At 55.1% G+C, this 20,768-nt stretch carries 17 protein-coding genes; 8 read left to right on the forward strand and 9 right to left on the reverse strand.

Annotated elements, in window-relative coordinates; genetic code table 11:
- The first annotated feature begins 300 nt into the window (after nt 1-300).
- Genes SH421x_RS20885 through SH421x_RS20905 form a run of 5 tightly spaced genes read left to right on the forward strand, consistent with a single transcriptional unit; the run spans nt 301 to nt 6,430 of the window.
- Nucleotides 301-2,301: a peptide ABC transporter substrate-binding protein gene (locus SH421x_RS20885; protein WP_488851954.1), complete on the forward strand. Its 2,001-nt coding sequence runs from the start codon at nt 301-303 to the stop codon at nt 2,299-2,301.
- Nucleotides 2,298-3,215, forward strand: coding sequence for an ABC transporter permease (locus tag SH421x_RS20890; protein ID WP_488851955.1), 918 nt, complete (start codon nt 2,298-2,300; stop codon nt 3,213-3,215). The genes SH421x_RS20885 and SH421x_RS20890 overlap by 4 nt, the downstream gene beginning before the upstream one ends.
- A gap of 24 nt (nt 3,216-3,239) precedes the next feature.
- Nucleotides 3,240-4,361 carry an ABC transporter permease gene (locus SH421x_RS20895; RefSeq protein WP_488851956.1) on the forward strand — a complete coding sequence of 374 codons (1,122 nt, stop codon included), beginning with the start codon at nt 3,240-3,242 and terminating at the stop codon, nt 4,359-4,361.
- Nucleotides 4,362-4,370: 9 nt separating this feature from the next.
- The gene (locus SH421x_RS20900; RefSeq protein ID WP_488851957.1) at nt 4,371-5,405 is read left to right on the forward strand and encodes an ABC transporter ATP-binding protein; all 1,035 of its coding nucleotides are present in this window, start codon (nt 4,371-4,373) and stop codon (nt 5,403-5,405) included.
- Between the two features lie 8 nt (nt 5,406-5,413).
- Complete coding sequence (locus SH421x_RS20905) at nt 5,414-6,430, forward strand: ABC transporter ATP-binding protein (protein WP_488856469.1); 1,017 nt, start codon at nt 5,414-5,416, stop codon at nt 6,428-6,430.
- Between the two features lie 44 nt (nt 6,431-6,474).
- On the opposite strand, the gene SH421x_RS20910 is transcribed toward SH421x_RS20905, so the two are convergent.
- From SH421x_RS20910 to SH421x_RS20945, 8 genes are all read right to left on the reverse strand, one after another.
- Nucleotides 6,475-6,903 (reverse strand): hypothetical protein, encoded by a 429-nt coding sequence (locus tag SH421x_RS20910; RefSeq protein ID WP_488851958.1) that lies wholly within the window; start codon nt 6,901-6,903, stop codon nt 6,475-6,477.
- Between the two features lie 137 nt (nt 6,904-7,040).
- Nucleotides 7,041-7,400 carry a hypothetical protein gene (locus tag SH421x_RS20915; RefSeq protein WP_488851959.1) on the reverse strand — a complete coding sequence of 120 codons (360 nt, stop codon included), beginning with the start codon at nt 7,398-7,400 and terminating at the stop codon, nt 7,041-7,043.
- A 1-nt stretch (nt 7,401) separates the two neighbouring features.
- Complete coding sequence (locus SH421x_RS20920) at nt 7,402-8,742, reverse strand: M20 metallopeptidase family protein (RefSeq protein WP_488851960.1); 1,341 nt, start codon at nt 8,740-8,742, stop codon at nt 7,402-7,404.
- Between the two features lie 156 nt (nt 8,743-8,898).
- Nucleotides 8,899-9,525 (reverse strand): RdgB/HAM1 family non-canonical purine NTP pyrophosphatase, encoded by a 627-nt coding sequence (gene rdgB / locus SH421x_RS20925; protein WP_488851961.1) that lies wholly within the window; start codon nt 9,523-9,525, stop codon nt 8,899-8,901.
- 149 nt (nt 9,526-9,674) lie between these two features.
- Nucleotides 9,675-10,784, reverse strand: a complete 1,110-nt coding sequence (locus tag SH421x_RS20930; RefSeq protein WP_488851962.1) for a hypothetical protein — start codon at nt 10,782-10,784, stop codon at nt 9,675-9,677.
- Nucleotides 10,785-10,973: 189 nt separating this feature from the next.
- Nucleotides 10,974-11,909: a chemotaxis protein gene (locus tag SH421x_RS20935; RefSeq protein ID WP_488851963.1), complete on the reverse strand. Its 936-nt coding sequence runs from the start codon at nt 11,907-11,909 to the stop codon at nt 10,974-10,976.
- Between the two features lie 168 nt (nt 11,910-12,077).
- Complete coding sequence (gene mtaB, locus SH421x_RS20940; RefSeq protein ID WP_488851964.1) at nt 12,078-13,367, reverse strand: tRNA (N(6)-L-threonylcarbamoyladenosine(37)-C(2))-methylthiotransferase MtaB; 1,290 nt, start codon at nt 13,365-13,367, stop codon at nt 12,078-12,080.
- Nucleotides 13,368-13,446: 79 nt separating this feature from the next.
- Entirely contained in the window at nt 13,447-13,800 is a 354-nt protein-coding gene (locus SH421x_RS20945; RefSeq protein ID WP_488851965.1) for an ATP-dependent Clp protease adaptor ClpS, read from the reverse strand.
- 182 nt (nt 13,801-13,982) lie between these two features.
- Here SH421x_RS20945 and SH421x_RS20950 point away from each other — a divergent pair, with 182 nt between their 5' ends.
- The 3 genes from SH421x_RS20950 to ppdK all read left to right on the forward strand — a co-directional run bounded on the left by SH421x_RS20950 (nt 13,983) and on the right by ppdK (nt 19,621).
- Nucleotides 13,983-15,362, forward strand: a complete 1,380-nt coding sequence (locus SH421x_RS20950) for a dipeptidase (RefSeq protein ID WP_488851966.1) — start codon at nt 13,983-13,985, stop codon at nt 15,360-15,362.
- A 22-nt stretch (nt 15,363-15,384) separates the two neighbouring features.
- Nucleotides 15,385-16,674, forward strand: a complete 1,290-nt coding sequence (gene serS, locus SH421x_RS20955; protein WP_488851967.1) for a serine--tRNA ligase — start codon at nt 15,385-15,387, stop codon at nt 16,672-16,674.
- A gap of 265 nt (nt 16,675-16,939) precedes the next feature.
- On the forward strand, nt 16,940-19,621 hold the full coding sequence (gene ppdK / locus SH421x_RS20960; RefSeq protein WP_488851968.1) for a pyruvate, phosphate dikinase: 2,682 nt from the start codon (nt 16,940-16,942) through the stop codon (nt 19,619-19,621).
- A gap of 180 nt (nt 19,622-19,801) precedes the next feature.
- Here ppdK and lpxA read toward each other — a convergent pair whose 3' ends face one another.
- Nucleotides 19,802-20,674, reverse strand: a complete 873-nt coding sequence (gene lpxA, locus SH421x_RS20965) for an acyl-ACP--UDP-N-acetylglucosamine O-acyltransferase (RefSeq protein WP_488851969.1) — start codon at nt 20,672-20,674, stop codon at nt 19,802-19,804.
- Nucleotides 20,675-20,768 lie beyond the last annotated feature (94 nt).

Below are 20,768 nucleotides of genomic sequence, written 5' to 3' on the forward strand. Positions count from 1 at the left end.
CGATGACAAGCAAAATAATAGGTCTTCCTAGCTAGAAGACAACGATGCCTTGCGCCCGATGTGATGTGGATACGTGCACTATTCTAGAAATGTTCATGTGAAAACGGAATAGAGGAGATCTCAATTTCGTCTCTGGACACTGCTGGCGAAAAAACTGTTGTGGAGAAATCACGGCCACAGCATGAAAAAGGTCCAAACAACCTAACCATCATGGGGAAAACAGGTTGAGTTCCACGCGCATGCCGCCTACATTCAGACTTAGGTCGTCGTATCCGCACTTTTCTATGTTTGCGCAAAATCATGAAATTCCCTCTGCGCTATCTGCTTCCCCTGTTCTTTTTCGCGTTAACTGCGATTGCGTTCGCGACGGTCTTGCAGTTCAGCGACCTCCCACCGGCCGATTTTACCTTCGCCAACGGGACTGAAGTGAAGTCCGTTGATCCCAAAATGGTGACCGGCGTCCCCGAAGGACGCGTGATCGAAGCATTATTTGAAGGTCTTTATCAGCGTCTCCCAAATCCAGAAGATCTGACCACCATGATTAACGCGCCAGGTCAGGCGACTTCTTACGATTTGTCCGAAGATAAACTGACCTACACGTTTCATATTCGCGAAGGCGCCGTCTGGACCAACGGCGAGCCGGTAACGGCCCATGACTGGGTCTTTTCGTGGCAGCGTTTTTTGCACCCGCAACTTCCTTCGGAATACGCTTACCAATTGTGGTACGTAAAAAATGCCGAAAAGTATTCGCTCTCGAAAGTCGAGCCTGGTGATCGGGTTGAAATTGAGCTGCCCGATCGCGCTGGCCCCACTAATCTTCCGGCGACCGATGGAAATTCGGATCAGCACTACCCTCGCGGTACGACGCTAGCCGGCATTTTGAAATCGAAAGCAGAGGTCACAATCGGCACAGGGGATCAAGCCAAAACGGGAACTATCTTTACCGTTGACGTCAAACCGACAAAAGATGGCCAGATCGATTGGGATGCATCCGGCGAAACCGAAAAATTTGTCCGCCTTTCAGAACCCGATGCAGTCCTTGCCAAAATCAAACAGGAAGAACCTAGCGTCAAGCCGATCAATTTTCTCACGATTCACTTTGACGAAGTGGGGATCAAAGCGACGGATGACCACACGCTAGTCGTCACGCTCAATAATCCGACCCCCTACTTTCTCGATTTGGTTGCGTTTTATCCGATGCACCCAGTCAATCGAACCTGCATCGAAACCTACGGCTACCCCGCTTGGACCAAGCCGGAGAACATTGTGACCAACGGTCCCTTCACGCTGGAGTCGCGCAGAATTCGAGATCGGATTCGGTTACGAAAAAACCCCAAATATTGGGATGCGGAAAGCGTCAAACTGAACATTATCGACGCGATGGCAGTGCAGTCTGACACCACGGTGTTGAACATGTACATGAATGGCCAAATCGACTGGGGGATTACAGTACCGGTCCCTGCACTGCCGGAAATGTTGCGGCGAGACGCCGAGAGGGCAGAAGACACCGAACCCAACATGCGCATCGCGCCGATGCTGACCACTTACTTTTATCGCATCAATACGACCAGACCCCCGCTCAATAACCCGAAGGTCCGCCGCGCGTTAAACCTCGCGATCGATAAAAAAGCGATCGTCGACTTTGTCACCAAAGCGGGACAAATTCCGGCGGACAGCTTGGTGCCGACCGGACTAGCAGGCTACTTAGGGGGGCACGCGGGCGAATTTAACCCGACTGAAGCCCAGCGTTTGTTGGCGGAAGCTGGTTTTCCTGGCGGAAAAGGACTGCCTAAAGTTCAGATTTTGTATAACACCCACGAAGCGCACAAAGACATCGCGTCGGTTGTGCAGCAGCAGTTGAAAAAGAACCTCCAGATCGATGTCGAACTTCGAAATCTAGAGTGGAGCGTCTATCTGGCGTCGCAAAAAAATCTTGAGTTTGATCTGTCGCGGGCTGCGTGGACGGCTGATTATCCCGATCCCAATACGTTTCTGGACATGTTTGTCACCGATGGCGAAAACAACCAGACAGGTTGGAGCAACGCCGAGTATGATCAACTGATCCGCGATGCTCAGTCGGAATCCGACCCGGTCAAACGTCTGGAAATGTTGAGCCGGGCCGAGCAAATCCTGATGGACGAAATGCCGATCATCCCGATCTACTATTACGTCTCGCTAAATATCGTCCGCCCTTACGTCAAGAATTTTTACCCGAATCTTCAGGACTTGCATCCCTTGCACATTTTGGAAATCGACGAGGCGGAGAAACAGCGCATCTTCGAAGCGGAGGGACTCCGTTGATTCGCTTTCTCATCCGCCGAACAGTGTGGATCGTCATCACACTTTGGCTCGTCTATACGCTCAGTTTCTTTCTCATGAAAGCGGTCCCCGGCGGACCGATGTCAAGTGAGCGCTCGTATCCTCCCGAAATCGAAAAGATGCGGAGGGAGCAGTTCCACATGAACGACTCGCTGCCAGAGCAATATTGGTACTACCTCAGTAACGCCTGCCGCGGCGACTTTTTGTCAAGCCAAGTGCTGAACGACTACGAAGTCAGCGAGATCATCGCGCAAGGCTTTCCGATCAGCGCGACATTGGGCGTGTTGGCGATGTCGATGGCATTGGTGGTGGGGCTTTCGGCAGGGATTGTTGCGGCCCTCTGGCGCAACTCTCTACTGGACGTCGTCTTTCGGTCGCTGGCGACCGTGGGAATCGCGGTCCCTAACTTTATTTTGGCCGGCTTGGCGATCATCATCTTTGTCTTTCAATTGAAATGGTTTCCCGCCGCTGGCTGGGGCAAACCGATCGACATGGTGCTGCCGTCGATCTGCCTGGCGGCGCCGTTCGCCGCCTATATTTCTCGTTTAACTCGAACCGGCATGCTTGACGTCTTGGGCCAAGATTACATTCGCACCGCGTACGCGAAGGGATTGATGCCCAGCACCGTGGTTTTAAAACATGCGGTTCGTGGCGCGTTGTTGCCGGTCGTATCGTATCTAGGCCCGGCTGTCGCCGGTATTTTGACCGGCTCGCTTGTCATCGAACGTATTTTCTTTCTACCCGGCTTGGGAACGCACTTTATTGAAGCAGTCACCCAGCGCGATTACACGACGTCGCTGGGGATTGTGATGGTCTCGACCGCGCTGGTGCTGGTTATGAACACGCTGGTCGACGTCTCGTACCAATTGCTCGATCCGCGTATCAAACTGAAATAGCCCTTTAGTTATCGGCTTGTCCTCTTGAACTCGAACAACCGCAACTTTGAATCGGCTTTGCCGCCGCTGGATCGCTATCGCGAAATGCTGCGCGACGCTGACGCGATCCAGGGGGTCTCACTCTGGCAAGATGCTTGGCGTCGCCTGCGCCGCAATTGGGTCGCCATGGGATCGCTGGCGTTTTTAATCTTGCTAAGCATCGCAGCGGTGCTGACCCCCATCTTTCCGCTGCAATCGCCGGTCGATCAGCATTTGCAAGATCGGTCGTTTGCGGCCCCCAATCAAAATGCGGTGCAGCTTGGTTTAACCGGCAAGACTCCCGACGAGCTGGACGCCGCAATCAAATCGCTTTGGAACGACCCCGGCGGCTTTGACGAGTTCCTGATCCGTACTCGCTTGGCGATCTTCGGCGATTGGGCGATTCCCAGCCTGTGCGGCTCTGACCATCTGGGCCGCGACTTGCTGTCACGTCTGTTCTGGGGCGCTCGCGTGTCGTTAATCGTCGGTGTGGTTGCGACCTTTGTTTCGCTAATCATCGGCGTGAGCTACGGCGCGATCTCGGGATTCGCCGGCGGGCATGTCGACGACGCGATGATGCGAGTAGTCGATATTCTCTATTCGATCCCGTTCATCTTCATCGTGATTTTTGTGGTCATGGTGATCAGCGAACCGACGATCAAACAGCCGTTAGAAAACATCGGCATTAACCGTTTGGTCGCGTTTTACTTTTTGATCGGCGCCATCTATTGGCTGACGATGGCCCGCGTTGTGCGTGGTCAAATCATCAGCTTGAAGAATGAACAATTTGTCGACGCAGCTCGCACCATCGGCGCTGATTCGACCCGGATCATTTTTGTTCACTTGGTCCCCAACGTCCTGGGTGTGGTGATTGTTTACCTGACGCTGACGATTCCGTCGGTCATGCTGTTTGAGGCCTTTCTCTCGTTCCTGGGGATCGGTGTTGAAGAGCCGGATGTTTCATGGGGGCTGCTCGCCAACGAAGGTCTGAAGGTGATCACTCCGATTCGGATCTACTGGTGGTTAATTGTCTTTCCTGCGCTAGCTTTGGCTTCTACGTTGTACTCGCTCAATTTTCTCGGGGACGGCCTTCGCGACGCTCTCGATCCCCGCATGAAGAATCGCTAAGGAGCCAGCATGTCAACGAACCAGGGTAAAGAACCGCTGCTCCGCGTCGAAGACCTACGCGTCGAGTTTCATACTGACGACGGCTTGGTGACTGCGGTCCGCGGCGTCGATTGGGAACTACACGCCGGCGAGACCCTGGGAGTAGTCGGCGAGTCAGGCTCTGGCAAGTCGGTTACCTCGTTGGCGCTGATGGGGCTGATTCCGCAACCGCCAGGCAAGATCGCCTCGGGCCGCGCCATCTATCGGGGCCAAGACCTGCTAAAAATGTCGACACGTGAGTTGTCAAACATCCGCGGCAACCGGATCGCGATGATCTTTCAAGATCCCATGACCGCGCTTAATCCGTTTTTGACGGTCGAAGATCAATTATCCGAGGTGACGCGTCGGCACTTGGGCTTTTCGGCGCGCCAAGCGACTGCGCATGCGATTGAAATGCTCGAGAAAGTTGGCATCCCGTCGGCCAGTAAGCGGGTCTTCGAGTATCCGCATCAATTCTCAGGCGGAATGCGGCAACGCGTGATGATCGCGATGGCGCTGTCGTGCAAGCCAGACATCTTGATCGCTGACGAACCGACCACGGCGCTCGATGTGACGATTCAAGCGCAGATTCTTGAGCTCATGAAAGAGCTACAAGAGCAGGAAGGGACAGCGATTTTAATGATCACGCACGACCTAGGCGTGATCGCCAACATCGCGCATCGCGTCCAGGTGATGTATGCCGGCCGCGTGGTCGAAAAAGCGACAGTTGATGAACTGTTTCAAAACCCACGTCATCCGTACACGCTGGGCTTGCTCGAATCGGCGCCTCGCGTTGATCAGCTAGAAGCGGAACTTCGCCCGATCCCGGGGCAGCCGCCCGACCTTTCCAAGCTGCCTGGGGGCTGCTCGTTTCGCCCGCGCTGCCCCTTTAGCATCGCTAATTGCAGCACGATCGATCCACCACTGGTCGATTCCAAGACGGGGGGCAGTTACGCATGTCTGGTCAACATTGATGAAGCTCCGCGACACGATGCACTGTCGCAAATCAGCGAGGAACTTTCGTGACGCTGGAAATGAAAGAAGAAAGCTTAATCGCTAAGGTGGCGACGCCCCCGTTGCTTGAAGTGCGCGACATGAAGGTTCACTTTCCCTATCGCCGAGGCGGCTGGTTCACCGGCGAAACGGGATTTGTCCGCGCAGTGGACGGGATCAGCTTTACGCTGAGCGAAGGAGAAACTTTGGGGCTGGTCGGCGAGTCCGGCTGCGGTAAATCAACCACCGCCAAAGCGATCCTCAATCTGAGCCCGCCAACTTCGGGCGAAGTTTATGTGGACGGCAAGCGGATCGACGGGCTCACCGGCAGCGCGATGCGTCCCTACCGCCGGGATGTGCAGATGATATTTCAAGACCCATTTGCGTCCCTCAATCCTCGCATGTCGGTCGGCTCGATTATCGGCGAGCCCATCAAAATCTATCGGCTGGCGCGCGGCGTCGATCGGAAACTAGAAGTAATGCGGCTGATGGAACTGGTCGGGCTCAACCCGCGTTACATCAATCGTTATCCGCACGAATTCTCAGGCGGACAGCGTCAACGAATCGGCATCGCACGAGCTTTGGCGGTTCGCCCACGGTTGATTTTGTGCGACGAGCCAGTCTCTGCGCTCGATGTTTCGATCCAAGCGCAGGTCGTCAATCTGCTGATGGACTTGCAGCAAAAGCTGGGACTAGCGTACTTGTTTATCGCACACGACCTGTCGGTGGTGCGACATATTTCGACGCGGGTGGGCGTGATGTATCTGGGCCGCATCGTCGAGATGGCGCCGGCCGAAGCGTTGTACGAATCGCCGCAGCATCCCTACACCCAGGCGCTGCTCTCGGCGATCCCGGTGCCTGATCCAGTGATTGAACGGACGCGACAACGGGTCGTCTTGTATGGAGAAGTCCCGTCGCCGGACAAAGAATACCCCGGCTGTCCGTTCGCCGATCGTTGCCCGATCGTCGACGACGCGCTCTGTCGCAGCAATCCGCCGAAACTGGCGGGAGCGGCTCACAAAGCAGCCTGCTTTAAGGTAGATGCCAGCGGGCTGTAGGATTCGCTCCTAACGCACCACGGGCACCGTGAGCTTGTCGCGTCTCAAGAACGCGAGGTCGGAACCGGGGGAGAATCGATCGAGTCGGCGCTGTCGTCGTGACGCAAGATTGAAGAACCGCCGCCTGTGCGGCGGATCTGCAGATAGAAATCAATAATCTCTTGGATCTCGTCAACCTGACCGGGCCCTGAGATATAGATATTGCTCAACTCGGCCGCCGCCGCCGCGTCAGCCGTGAGATAGATCAACACCCCTTTGCGCTGCGACTGGCAGCTTTCGACGTTGCGCCATTGGATGCGACGTACGCCCCACAAATTCTTTTGCACGACCCCGCGCGGACCAATTTCAAACATCGCCGGCAGCCACATTCGCCACGATGTTAAGAGCAGCAACAGCGTGCAGAGCAGCCCCAGAAAAAGATTGGAGGATGCGTAATAGGCGACCAGTCCCACGGCCGCAAATGCAACTGCCATTGCGCCTGTCTCCCAAGGAGATTGCACAAGTGGCCAATGCCGTACGTGCAGCTCTGGTTGTCGCGATTCGTTTTGCCGACTGGACGGGCTCATGCACTCATTCTAACTCAAGACGGTTGTTCATGCTGTATGAGCTGCTAAGACTCGGATGCGCCAAAATGGGTGGTGGTTCGCAACGCTCCGAGAATCATCCAAACCGTCACCCAGTAAAGCATCGAAGCTATCAGCAAAGCAAAGGCCATCAAGAGGTAATGATGATCTCTTAACAGAACGAAAGTGGGTGGTTCGGTGCTTTTGGGGACCGTACGCGCCACCGGAGCTCCCCCCTCTTCCATCTGGATCTGCACCTGATGTCGAAACTCGCTCCATTGCTCTCGACTGTCGGCTGTATCCAATTCCACTAGCGCCCAAGTTCGCGCAGAACTAATCGAGCCGACGATTGCCGCGACCAGCAAAAAATAGCCGCCGATCATCAGGCCTATTCGCAATTTTTGCATACTAGTTGCGCTGGTCTGCTGCCACAGGGAGCAGGTCGATCGCGCCTGCTATCATTGCCTGCAACCCTGTCTCTAATGTCGGCTCGATATCGGGATAATATTGCGACGAATGGAGCGAAGGTGGACTTTGTCCCAATTCGGCGAATCGATCCAACCGTTTTTGCTCTACTGAACCTAGCTGAAACATCAAGATCGGAACACCTGCCTGACCATAGCGGCCGAAGTCTTCACCCCCCATCGAAGGTTCGCTTGGCACAACTTGTTCGTCTCCCAAAGTCTCACGAAATACACGCACCATCCGTTTTGCCAATTCTCGATCGTTGAAGAGACTCGGCGTTCCCTCCAAGTAATCGATGGTCGGCGGGGGAGCATCATACGCCGCAGCGATCGCGTTGGCTCGCCGGGTAATCGCCGCTTTTAATTGAGCACGAACTTTCTCGCCGTAACTTCGCACGGTTAGTTTTAATTCGCAGCGATCGCTAATCACGTTATGCTTGGCGCCGCCGTGAATTGCTCCGACCGTGACAACTGCCGGATCGACCGGCTTAATCTCGCGACTGACAATCGTCTGAAGCGACATCACCAACTCGGCCGCTTGGACAATCGGGTCGATCGTAGATTGGGGATATGCGCCATGCCCACCGCGGCCATGCACCGTAATATCTACGCTGTCGACATTCGCCATCGCGTACCCGGCACGATAGCCGATGGTCCCTGTTGGCAAGGTCGCAGCAACATGCAACGCCAAACCGTAGTCAGGCTTCGGGAAGCGTTCGAGCAGTCCAGCCTCTAACATCGCTTTGGCTCCGCCGCCGCGTTCTTCGGCCGGCTGGCAGATCAACACCAGCGTTCCCTGCCAAAGCTGCGGGTGGCTCGCCAGATACCAAGCGACCCCAACTAGGTTGGTCATATGTACATCGTGTCCACAGGCATGCATCACCCCAGTCTGGATCCCATCTTGGGTCGTGATCATTTCTTGGGACGCATAAACCAACTCGGTTTGTTCTGTCACCGGCAGACCGTCCATATCAGCCCGAATCATCAAAGTGGGACCTGCTCCGTTTTTGAGAACTGCGACCACGCCGTAGCCCCCAACCGAGGTCGTGACTTCATATCCGCTGTCGCGCAAGATGTTGGCCAGCTTTTTTGAGGTCTCCGATTCTTCGTACGAAATCTCTGGGTGTGCATGAAGATCTTTGTAGATCGTCAGCAATGCCGGCATCTTTTCGCCGATCCACGCAGCCGTTGTTTCGCAATCGGCCGTCGCTGGAATCGATACGGCGATCCAAATTGCCAGCAGCGCTGGATAGATTTGTCGCGCTGCCAAAATCTGCACAATCACGATTCAGCTCCGAAAAATAATCGTCAAAAATTGCCCAAATGCTATTGCAACGATTATAGTCGCTTTGCTAATCTACAAAGGTCATCTGACGGTCTACATTTTATAAAGAGCGAGTCGACGTCATCCCACGACTCGCTCATTTTCTTTTCTTGGGTCTTATCCACCCCACTTGCCTGAAATTTGCAATTGTCGCAATTGAGGCAACAATCGCCGAGAAGCTCTCGCTCGGTGACTAAGCATCGCTTTGACCGCGCCACCCATTTCTCCAAACGTTCGACGATATTCAATCAGCTCGAACAGCGGGTCATATCCAAAACCACCGGTTCCCCGCTCGACTTCCACGATGCGGCCGCAGCAAACTCCTTCGCTGGCCGCGGTGATTTCGCCCTGAGGAGACGACAATCGCATACAACAAACGTAGTGCGCATTGCGTCTAGCAGCAGGCACGCCGGCCAACTTTTCTAGCAGCAGCTGATTATTTGACTCGTCGGTCGCTTCCAGACCAGAGAAGCGGGCCGAGTAGATCCCCGGTTCGCCGGCCAACGCATCAACGCACAGTCCGCTATCTTCGGCCAAGACCCACATGCCCAACCGGATCGCTTGTTCCGTCGCTTTCTTCTCAGCGTTACCAGCAAAAGAGTCGGCATCCTCCTCGACTTCAATCGCGCCGGGAGACTGGGCCAACGTCTGAAGTTCGATTCCTAGTGGAGCGAGCAGCTTGGCCATCTCGGCCCCTTTTTTCTGGTTGTGCGTCCCGAGCACCAATCGTCGCTTTCCCGCCATTTTCCGCTCCCTCGATTTTTACCTGGATCCACGTCAATCTAGCAATCCTGACACCACGGGCCAAACCGGGGTGCAAGAAATAAAAAGACTTCTCATCCACCGATGAGAAGTCTTCATGTTGAAAGCGGCTAGCCAACCGGCCAGCGGAGTTACTTCTCCCAGAAGTTCCATTTGGCGTACTCGGCGCCCACGCTCCGCTTCGGCACAGTGACCGGAATTGGTTGGACGTCAAACGGAACTCCGTCAATCGTTTTGGCTTTGAAATTTGCGGTGCCGAGTTCAGGCGTCGCCCGAAACTCGTTAATAATGCGATTGATCTGCGGGTTGATTTCCATCTTGCCATCGGCACGCTCCGTACCGACCGAATCAAAAGACCCCACCGTGACCATGCTTTCTGAGCGATCGTGGAAAACGTAGGCGGGCACTCCTTGCTTGCGCAGTCGAGAGGTCAGCCGCTCCGCTTTTTCAGCGGCGATTGCCAAACGGCTTCCGCTAATTTGGTTGGCCTCTTCGATTTCGGCAATTCTCTTGGCGTCAACTTCGGTCGCTCCCGAGAAGGTTGCGACGCGAACACTGTACTTACCTTCGCAGTCAAGCAAGCTATTCGTCGCGCCCTCGTTCATCTTCAGAACCAATGGATCGAGCCCCTTGGGAGCGAAATACTCGTCAGGAAGCATCGGATTGCGAGAAACAAAAGCATGCCCCATGGGGCCTTTTTCTTTTTTTTCCGCGTCTGTGACCGCTTCGCGAATTTTGCGACGCATATATTTGATCACATCATTCTGCGTGGTTTGCGTTTCGCTTGTCATGCACTTCGGCTTGGCCGTCTTCAGTTTCTCTAACGTCTTTTTCAAGCCGTCGTCATCGACTGATTCAAAGTTACCAACCAACACCGCGATGCTGGTATATTTCCCTTCGTCGGCGTAACGCATCATCTTCCGTTCGCCGTACTGGTTAAAGCCCAAGCCTTGCACTTTGTCGGTGAAGTCATACTTCTGCTCAAAGACGTAGGCTTCCATGCTGAAGTCCTTACGCAACTCCATCACCAAGTTGTGTGCGTCTTGCGCCGCGCCAGGACCACTAAAAGAGGTCGCCATGATCATCCAGGGACCATTCGTATCAGTCAGCTGATACGGCTGATTAACGTCGGCTTCAACGCTTTTGAACGGAATCAAGCGAGCCCAGGGAGGAGCAGCCAGCGCTGCAGCGCTAGTCACCGACAAAAGGAACGCCGCTAACGGTATCTGTAAGTTTCGCATCCTTGCTCTCAAATTCGCTCGGACGTAGAGATTGTCGCGACCTACAAAGGCCGCGCGACCGGGGCGAACAGTAGCAAAAGCCCCCCGGCCAGAGCAAGGCGACTTGAACAGACCGTGCCGAAAAATTGAGAGATAAAGGGACGGCAAGCTTTGCTAGCATGCCGGTCGGTGGAACGGTGCGACTCCGCCTTAGTAAACCTCGGCCAGTTCGCGGACCTTCAGGACCAGTTCGTCATATCTCGGCTTCGCGACCTGACAGGTCACGCCAACTTGTCGCCCCTTCTTTTCGTTATCGCGCGAGACGAGCGACGAAAAGATGACGATCGGCAGGTCGGCAAACAATGGATTGCTGCGCAGCTGTTTCGTCAGACTAAAACCATCCATCCGCGGCATTTCGACGTCGGTCACTACCACACTGACGGCCGAACGGATTGTCGATGCGTTCCGCCCTGTCGCTATCTGACGTAGATAACGGAGCGCGTCTTCACCGTCCGTAAATCCCTGGACATTAGAAAACCCCGCTGCCTGCAATGAATCTAAGATCATTTCTGAGATCATGCGAGAGTCTTCAGCAAACACGATCGGACAGTTGGCGGCGTCAACATGCTCGATATGATTTTGCTGGTTTGCGCCGAGATGATCGAGATGCCCGATCTTGTTGCCAATCGATTCGAAATCCAGAATCTGAATGAGCTTGCCATCCAGCAAAATGATGCTGGTAACCGGGGGATTCATGCCGGGGGCCTCCGGCAACGGCTTGGTCGCCGCCCAGCTGACGCGATAGATCCGCTGAATGCTCTGCACGCGAAAAGCAAGTTGCTGCGAATTGAATTCAAGTAACAGCAAATAATCTATCGCATTGCTCGTCCCCACGACTTCTTCATCGTCGTAAAGAAACCGGGCGAGATTCACCAGCGTCACCACTTCGTTGCGAATCTGGGCCAAACCTTCGATTGCTGGATGACCGTGCGGAATCGACGTTACCTCGCCAATTTCCAGCACTTCCTTCACCTTCGCGACATTCACGCCGAAGTTTTGATTGTTGACTTGAAAGACGAGGATCTCCGCCTCGTTGGTGCCTGCTTCTAAGAGAATGCCACCTTCTTTCGATATTGCAGTCGCCACTGTCGTCGCCTCACCGGGGATTACCTTCGGCGCCAGGATGCACCTTCCTCTATTACATCGACGCAAGACGATCTACGCGGCAGAAAACGCGAGCAGCTGGCAAATTGAACGATCATAAGGTTTGCGCCTTCGCTACAACCGCGCCATCTCTCGCTAGTGAAACCAAAATTAAAGCAGAGTCGCAACCAGATGCTCCGCATCGGTAGACTCAACGAGCACTCGGCGGAGCTTTCCGACGTCGTCGGCGGACGACGCGAACTCGACAGGAGCGTAACGACACGCCGTCCCCCGCACCAGATTGCGGCCAGACCGAGTTGCCTGACAGGATTCGCCCAATACCTCCAATTGTCGCCCCACGAGCGACCGGAAGTAGCTTTGTCGTGACTCCGCTTCCACTTCGGTCAGGCGACGCCTTCGATCAGCTTTCACATCGCCGGGAATGTGATCTGGCATGTCAGCTGCCGGGGTTCCCTTACGCGGACTGAACGGAAAAACATGGATCTTTGAGAAACCGACTTCACGCGAGACAGCGCACGTCTCTTCGAATTCTGACTCCGTTTCTCCAGGAAAACCAACGATAATGTCCGTCGAAATCGCCGGCTTGTCGAGACTGGCCTGCAGTAACTTACAACGATCGACAAATCGCTGTGCTCCCCAGCGGCGTCGCATTCGCCGCAAAACCGAGTCGGATCCACTTTGCATCGAGATATGCAAATGGGGACAGACGCGCTGAGGGAATTCGCCCATCACATCGATCAATTCGCGAGTTACTTCAGTCGCTTCGATACTGCTCATTCGAATGCGAAAGTCGCCGTTTAGTTGCGCCAGTTGTCGCACCAGATGCGCAAGTCGCATCCAGTCTGATTTTGGTTTACCCCGATTTCGATCCACGCCAAAGTGCCCTAAGTGAATCCCCGTTAGCACAATCTCGCGAAACCCAGAGTCGGCCAGCCGGCCGACCTCGGCGAGAATGTCCTCGCTCGAGCGGCTGTACATCTCTGGCCGCACCGTCGGGATGATGCAGAAGGTACAGCGGAGCAAGCATCCATCCTGCACCTTCACGAAGGCGCGATGACGGTCACTGAAAGTCGAGAGCCCGCTGGGGACGTCAATCACGCCGAAACGGCCCAGCAAATCGGGAATTTCTCGCTTGTTTTCAACGACTTCGACGACATTTGGGAGTACGGCTAATTCTTCTGGCGCTCGAGTCGCGTAGCATCCCATCACCACGATTCGCGCGTTTGGGTTGTCACGAGCCAAACGGCGGATCACCTGGCGACTCTTTGAGTCTCCTTCGTTGGTGACTGTGCATGTGTTCACAACACATAGATCGGCCGGCTCTTCACTGATCGCATCGCGATAGCCGGCAGTCACCAAACCCGCGCGAACAAGTTCTGTTTCGTATTGGTTGACTTTGCAGCCTAACGTGACAGTTTTCAGTGCTTTATCAGTCATCATCGCCAACAAAATAACCGATCCCGCACCAGGCGCGGATCGGTTCGTTTGAGATCAAATTGTTAATCAGGGGAGTTTAGGTCTACTCAATCGGCTCAATGGTAGCCGACATCGACCCCTTCGATCGAGCCATAAGCTGATCTTTGCCATAAGCGTGGATCTGATCCCGCTTTAGCTCGGCATGCTCCCTAGTAGTGGTCAAACAAACGGCCTTGCCTGCGGAGTCGACCGTTTCGGCGATTTTAAAGCCGGCTTCGATCGAAAGTGCAAACAAATCACGCATCATTAAAATGACGTAATCGTACGTATGGTCGTCATCGTTCCACAAAATCACGTTATAACGTGGCTGCTTTTTCCGTTTGGGGTCAGTTTTCGGTTTTGCTTTAACCGTAGTCACTTCCCAAGGTTCAGCAACGGCTGATTCGTTGTTCCCCATGCTTTCCGTCCAAAGGTTGAGGCGAATACGCGTAAACTTCAATCCACTAACAGTTTCCCGCTCGCGGCAGTGGCATACTCGAAGCTGCGGCCTGCCATTATATTGTACGAGTGTCTTCTGCGGGAACTATTTTTTGTGGTCAATCCAAGGACCGCGCATCTTTCAATTCATTCTGAGCATTCATGTCTGAACTACAGACGTATCTAACCGAAAATCGGGCCAAATTTGAAGCCGATCTTTGCGAGTTGCTAAAGATCCCCAGTGTCAGTACCGACAGCCGCTACAAAGCGGATGTACAAAATGCGGCTCAATGGTTGCATCGGCAGTTTGAGGGGCTGGGCTTTGAAACGAAAATTTATGAAACGGCAGGACACCCGATTGTCTATGCCGAAAGCCCTGCCGTGCCGGGCGCACCGGTCGCGTTGGTCTACGGACACTACGACGTCCAGCCTCCAGAGCCCCTCGAGGAATGGAAGAGCCCACCGTTTGAACCGACCATTCGCGACGGCAACATTTACGCTCGCGGCGCTACCGATGACAAAGGCCAGATGCTGACGCATGTCAAAAGTGTCGAAGCTTGGATGAAGTCGGTCGGCAAACTCCCGATTCAGGTCAAATTTCTGATCGAGGGGGAAGAAGAGATCGGCAGCGAACATCTGACGCCGTTCATCAAAGAACATGATGATCTGTTGGAGTGCGATGTAGTTGTAATCAGTGACACCAGCCAATTTGGTCCCGGCCAGCCGGCGATCACCTATGGCTTAAAAGGCATCGCCTACTACGAATTGAAACTGGTTGGTCCCAAGCAAGATCTGCACAGCGGCACCTTTGGTGGCGCCGTCACCAATCCAGCCAACACGCTGACCAAGATGCTCTCGTCGCTGATTAACGAGAAAGGGCGTGTCCAAGTCCCCGGTTTTTACGACGATGTCGATCCGCTGACGGACGAAGAACGCGAACAGTTCGGGTCGCTTGATTTTAACGACGCCGACTTTATGCGTTCGATTGGCGTTGCGGGACTCAGCGGTGAGTCTGGTTACTCGACGCTTGAGCGCCGCTGGACGCGTCCAACGTTTGACATCAACGGCATTACCACCGGCTATCAGGGGGAAGGCGCTAAAACAGTGCTTCCAGCCAAAGCTTCCGCCAAATTCAGCTTTCGCCTGGTTCCACACCAAGATCCGGCGCAGCTCTCGGAGTCACTCAAAAAGCACCTCGAAGCGCTAGTGCCGCCAGGCATTAAGATGGAATTGATCGACTTCCACGGAGCTCCCGGCTTCGTCGTGCCGCTGGACAGTCCCTACATGACGGCCGCCGCAGCGGCGATTGAAAAGGGTTTTGGACGTCCGCCGGTCTTCATTCGTGAAGGGGGATCAATTCCGATCGTCACCCAATTTGTCGAACAGTTGGGCGTCGACGTCCTGCTGCTTGGCTGGGGACTGAACGACGACAACACCCACAGTCCCAATGAAAAGTTCTGTCTGGCCGACTTCCATCGCGGCATCAAGGCCAGCGCCGCACTGTGGCAAACGATCAGCAAAATTATCCCGAACCAAGCCTAACTTTCCCCGATCTGTCTATATCATGCTCGACCGTAAGTTCGTACTCGACAACGTCGATCTCGTCCAAGAAAACTGCCGACTCCGTGGGGCTGACGCTGACGTCGCCAAAGTCGCTGCGCTCGAAAAAGCTCGCCGCCAAAAGCAACAGGAGACGGAGGACTTCAACCGTCGCGCGAATGAGACCAGCAAGCTGATCGGCAAAGCCTCGGCCGAAGAACGCACGCAGATTATCGAAGAAGGACGCAAGCTGCGCGAAGAAAAAGACGCCGCGCAGAAAGAAGTTGATCGTCTAGACGCCGAGATCATCGATCTTCTGCGTTTGATCCCTAACCTGACGCACCCTGCCGCTCCGATTGGCGCCGATGATCAAGCCAATTTAGAACTGCGTCGCGGCAAGACCGAGCCCCGCAAGTTTGACTTTAAAGTTCTCGACCACGTTGAATTGGGCGAAAAGCTTGACCTGATCGACTTTGAATCAGGCGCCCAAGTTGCCGGCGCCGGCTTTTACTTTCTCAAGAACGAAGCGGTGCTGCTTGAGTTGGCGCTGCAGCGGTATGTGCTTGAGATCCTCATGAAAGAAGGTTTCACGCCGACGATCACTCCCGATCTGGCGCGGACCGAGATCCTGCATGGAGTCGGATTCATCCCGCGCGGTCCTGAGACTCAGATTTACAGCGTCGAAAATACTGATCTCAACTTGGTTGCGACGGCCGAGATCACCCTAGGCGGCATGAACGCCGGCAAAGTGCTGGAGGCGGAAGACCTGCCGCAACTGTACTGCGGGGTTAGCCATTGTTATCGCACCGAAGCCGGCTCGGCCGGTCGCGCGTCGCGGGGGCTCTACCGCGTTCACCAATTCACCAAAGTCGAAATGTTTGCATTTACGCTGCCTGATCAAAGCGACGCGACCCTCGACAAATTTTGCGATTTGGAGTGCCAGATCTTCGATGGACTGGGGATCCCCTATCGCGTTGTCGACACGGCGACTGGCGATCTGGGTGGCCCGGCTTATCGAAAATTTGATCTCGAAGCCTGGATGCCCGGCCGCGGCGAGTCTGGCGAGTGGGGGGAAGTGACCAGCACTTCCAACTGCACCGACTATCAAGCACGGCGGCTAAACATTCGCTACAGAACCAAAGGGGAGAAGGGAACGCAGTTTGCCCACACCCTTAACGGCACGGCAATCGCAATTAGTCGCGGGATCATCGCCGTGCTAGAAAACTATCAACAGGCCGACGGATCGATCGAAATCCCGCCGGCGCTACGCGCCTTTATGGGGGTCGATCACATCCCGGCAAAGCGAGATTCATAACGGCTGGCGAGCCGTGAGCCACCTCGTTGAGAAGTGAAAAATAACCTATTTTCGGCCAAGAAACTGACGTCGCCGCACTTCTTGTGTACTTGACGCTCGAAAGAAGCCTCCATTACATTGCTGGCTTTGTCTCGCTTGCAGATACCGTTCTGTGGTAGGAGAAAGCGCCCCTATCCGGCGCAGCTTTCACAGTTCGTAACCATATAAAACATCCGTTTCCACAAAACACGCATCGTGCACCACAACGTACAGAAGGCTTGAAAAGATGGCGAAAAAGAAGGCGGCTGCCAAAAGCGCTAAGATGGTCTATTACTTCGGTAAAACCAAGACCGAAGGCAAAGGAGTCAGCAAAGCGATTCTTGGCGGCAAGGGTTTGAATTTGGCCGGAATGACCAACATCGGCTTGCCGGTTCCGCCTGGATTTACCATCACCACCGAGGTTTGCGACCTGTACTACAAAGGTGGCAAAAAGCTGCCGAAGGCGATGCAGGAAGAAGTCTCCAAGAACATCGCGATTCTTGAAAAAGAGCTGAAAAAGAAGCTCGGCGATGACAAGAATCCGCTCCTCGTCTCGGTTCGCTCCGGCGCCGCCGTCTCGATGCCGGGCATGATGAACACGATTCTTAACCTGGGTCTGACCGATGCTTCGGTTGTTGGCCTGGCGAACGCGACCAACAACGAGCGTTTCGCCTACGACGCCTATCGCCGCTTGATCAACATGTTTGGCGACGTCGTGATGGGCATGGATCACCACGACTTTGAAGAAGCGTTCTCCAAAATCAAACTGAAGTACGGCGCCGCGCTTGATACTGACGTCCCGGCCCAAGGGATGATCGAGTTGTGCGAAGCGTACAAAGCGGTCTACAAGAAGGCGACCGGCGAAGACTTCCCGCAGGATCCGCTCAAGCAACTTGAGCTGTCGATCGAAGCGGTCTTCAAGAGCTGGAACACCCACCGCGCAGTTCGCTATCGCGAAGTCGAAAACATCCGCGGCCTGCTCGGCACCGCCGTCAATGTGCAGTCGATGGTTTACGGCAACATGGGCGATGACTCCGGCACCGGCGTCGCGTTCACGCGTAACCCGTCCAACGGCGAAAACAAGTTCTACGGCGAGTTCCTGATCAATGCCCAGGGCGAAGACGTGGTCGCCGGTATTCGTACTCCGCAGCCGGTCTCGGAGATGTCGAAGTGGAACCGCGCCGTCTACAAGCAGCTGATCGAGATCAAAGACACGCTCGAAGCTCACTACAAAGACGTGCAGGATATCGAGTTCACGATCGAACGCGGCGAGCTATTCATGCTGCAAACGCGGAGCGGCAAGCGTACCGGCCCCGCCGCGGTGAAGATCGCGTGCGACATGGTCAAAGAAGGCCTGATCGACGAAGAGACCGCATTGGCTCGCATCCCGGCCAACGACTTGACCCAATTGCTGCTCCCCAGCTTTGACGCCGCGGCCAAAAGCGCTGCCACCGTCCTGACTCGTGGTCTGCCCGCTTCTCCGGGTGCTGCGGTTGGTGCTTTGGCCTTCTCGGCCGAAGAAGCGGTTCAGCGTACGCACGCCGGCGAAAAGGTCTTGCTGGTTCGTAAAGAAACCAGCCCTGAAGACATCGACGGCATGCACAGCGCCGCTGGTATTTTGACCAGCACCGGCGGTATGACCAGCCACGCGGCGGTCGTTGCTCGCGGTTGGGGACGTTGCTGCGTCGCCGGCGCCGGCGAGATCGAAATCGACGCCAAAGCAAAGAAGATCAAAGTGGGCGGCAAGACCTACGGCGCGAAAGACATTCTCTCGCTCGATGGTTCAACCGGCGAAGTGATGCTGGGCGCAGTGCCGACCAGCGAACCGAAGCTGTCAGGCGACTTCTCGAAGGTCATGAAATGGGCTGACGAATATCGCACCCTCGGCATTCGCACCAACGCCGACACGCCGGCCGACTCGCAACGTGCTCGTGATTTTGGCGCCGAAGGGATCGGCCTCTGCCGCACCGAGCACATGTTCTTTGAAGACGAACGTATCGGCCTGATGCGAGAGATGATTCTCGCCGAAGACGAAGCGACTCGTCGCAAGGCGCTTGGCAAGTTGCTGCCGTTCCAACGCAAAGACTTTGTCGGCATCTTTACCGCGATGAAGGGCTTGCCGGTTACGGTTCGTCTGCTCGATCCGCCGTTGCACGAATTTCTGCCGCACGACTCCAAGGCGCAAGCCGAGATCGCCAAGGAAATCGGCGTGTCGGCTGACAAGGTGCGTTCGCGTGTTGCTCAGTTGCACGAATCGAACCCGATGCTCGGTCACCGCGGTTGCCGCTTGAGCGTCACCTATCCCGAAATTCTCGAGATGCAGGTCACCGCGATCGTTGAAGCCGCGATCGAATGCAAGAAGAAGAAAATCGACGCTCAGCCGGAAATCATGATTCCGTTGGTCGGAACCGCCGCCGAACTGAAGCTGCTGCGTGGCCTGGCCGAAGAAACCATCGCCAAGGTCAAAGAAGCGGCCAAGTTCACCGGTGAATTGCCGATCCTGATCGGTACGATGATCGAGATTCCGCGTGCGGCCCTGACCGCCGACGAAGTCGCCGAGCATGCCGAGTTCTTCAGCTTCGGCACCAACGACCTGACGCAGATGACGTTCGGTTTCAGCCGTGACGATATCAACACGTTCCTGCCGGATTACCTGCACAAGGAACTGTTGCCGATCGACCCGTTCCAATCGCTCGACGTCTCAGGCGTCGGTCAATTGGTCGAAATGGGCGTCACCAAGGGTCGCTCGACCAGCAAGAAACTGAAGGTCGGCATCTGCGGCGAACACGGCGGCGATCCGGCGTCGATCGACTTCTGCCATCGCGTGGGACTCGACTACGTCAGCTGCTCACCGTTCCGCGTGCCGATCGCCCGCCTAGCGGCCGCCCAAGCTGCGATCCGCAACGGCGCCAAGAAAAAGAAGAAGTAAGTCGAAGCGGGCAGCGTTTTGTTTGATTGCCCGGTTTGATTCCAGATTCAAAGAGGCCGCAAGCATTGCTTGCGGCCTTTTTGTTTTGATCCCTTCGTAGCTCGTTGCGCAACAAAAAACGCTGACCAGGAGCGTGGTCAGCGTTTGTCACAAGCAGCAGATTGGATTATGCGAAGCAGGTTAACCCGCTTGGCGGACGTTGACGTTTTCGCTTTCATGCTCGCCAGGCATCACGCGCAGTTTGACGGCATCGTTGAGCGGGCGTTGGCGGCCACGGTCGCGAGCTTGGATGAAACCGCGTTTGCCGCTATGCAGAAATGTATGGAAGTGTTCGGCCGGACGCCCGGCAAATTCCATCCGGATCCGCTCTAGCGATTCTCCATTGGTCAGGTTTGAGCGATACAGAATTCGATACGCTTTTTTCAATTCGCGGATCGCTTCGCTATCAAAACCATTACGCTTTAGTCCCACCAAATTCAGACCAACGACCAAGCTGGAACAGCCGTCGACGGTCACATATGGCGGAACGTCCTGCACCACGTGCGCTTGACCGCCCACCATGGCGAAGCGTCCCACGCGACAAAACTGATGGATCGCGACGGCGCCAGAGACGTAGGCGCGATCTTCGATCACGACGTGTCCTGCAACCATCGCGTTGTTGGTAATAATGATGTTGTTGCCGATGATGCTATCGTGCCCAATGTGGGACTGAACCATCAGCAAGCAGTCGTTGCCGACGACGGTTTGTTCGCCAGCATGCAAGGCGCGATGGATCGTGACAAATTCGCGAATCTGATTGCGATCGCCTACGACTAGTCCGCCAGAATGCTCAGGCGCCCGGATGTGCTGGGCGGCGCCGCCGATGACAGCATGATCGCAGATGCGATTATCACAGCCGATGCTTGAGCCCGATTTGATTGTGACAAAGGACTCCAGTCGACAGCGATCTCCTACGACTACCCCGGCTTCGATGACGCAAAATGGTCCAATTTGAACATCAGCGCCCAGGCGTGCCTGAGGCGATATGACCGCGGTCGGGTGGATTTCTGTCACAGCAAATCCTTTTGCTGATGGTAGTTGCATTGCCCTGCCAGCGGCGCTTGATAGCAATCCTTGCCAAGTGAGCCGTAGCGTATTCACTTCCTCG

It is taken from the genome of Blastopirellula sp. SH421, from assembly GCF_057808535.1.